This is a genomic window from Planotetraspora thailandica, from assembly GCF_016863335.1.
GTDB classification, from domain to species: Bacteria; Actinomycetota; Actinomycetes; order Streptosporangiales; family Streptosporangiaceae; genus Planotetraspora; species Planotetraspora thailandica.
Map to the genome: position 1 here is coordinate 1 of NZ_BOOR01000001.1, position 922 is coordinate 922.

Sequence of the window (922 nt, forward strand, 5' to 3'; positions counted from 1 at the left end):
CCGGGCCTTTCTCGAGGGTCCAACGAGCCGCCGAGCGGCAACGAACCTCGGCTTTCCGGCCGGCGATTCACCGGGTTCGCGTATCAGCACGGCTAGTGGAGAGGGGCGTTGACGTCTCCTTTCAGGTTCGTGGACTGTTGCGGGGACGCTAGGCTTGAAGTGCCGGGCCGCCCTCACCACGGGTGGCCTTCGTTACTTTGAGCGAGTGGCACGGGCCAAGGCACACAACGTGGTCTGAGCAGACCTACGGTAATCAGGCTGGTCTCCCCTGGCATTGGGCTGGAATCGGGCACTCACCGCTCGGCGTACCCCGGGAAGAACTAGCAGAGCGGCAGCGAACCGAGCGCAGGCCGTACGCGGTGAGCGAGCAACAGAGGACAGAAGTGAACAGAGAAGACGGGCGTGACGGCGTGGGCCGTGGCGGAGACAGCCGCGGAGAGCGCGAGAACGGGAGCGAGCGCTCCGGAGGGTTCCGGGCTGAGGGAAGAGACGGCTCAGGCGGCCGTTACGCGGACCGCCGCGGGGGTGCCACTGGAGGCCGTGACCGCGGTGACCGCGGTGACCGCGGTGACCGCTCGTTCCGCTCGGACCGGCCCGGTGGTTACCGGGACCGCGATGGGGCGTCCGGAGGACGGTACGAATCCCGCGGAGGCGATGACCGCCCCGGCCGAACCTACGGAGACCGGGACAACTCCCGCGCCGGCGATCGCCCGCGCCGACCGTTCGGAGATCGCGACGGCTCTCGCGGCGGTTACCGGGCCCGGGATGACCGTCAGGGGGCCGGCACCGACGACCGTGGTGGATTCCGCGATCGCGACGGCGGCCGGCGTTTCGGCGGTGATCGCGATGGTGGCCGTCGTGAAGGCTCTGGCGACCGTCCTGCGCGGCAGGGTGGTGGGGGCGGCTTCGGGGGCCGGTACGG

1 protein-coding gene is annotated in these 922 nt (G+C 70.2%); it reads right to left on the bottom strand.

All coding sequences use genetic code 11. The features are described from left to right. Positions 1-494: 494 nt before the first annotated feature. Positions 495-922 (bottom strand): hypothetical protein (locus Pth03_RS00005; RefSeq protein WP_203941954.1); only part of this gene is annotated, 428 nt, incomplete at its 5' end.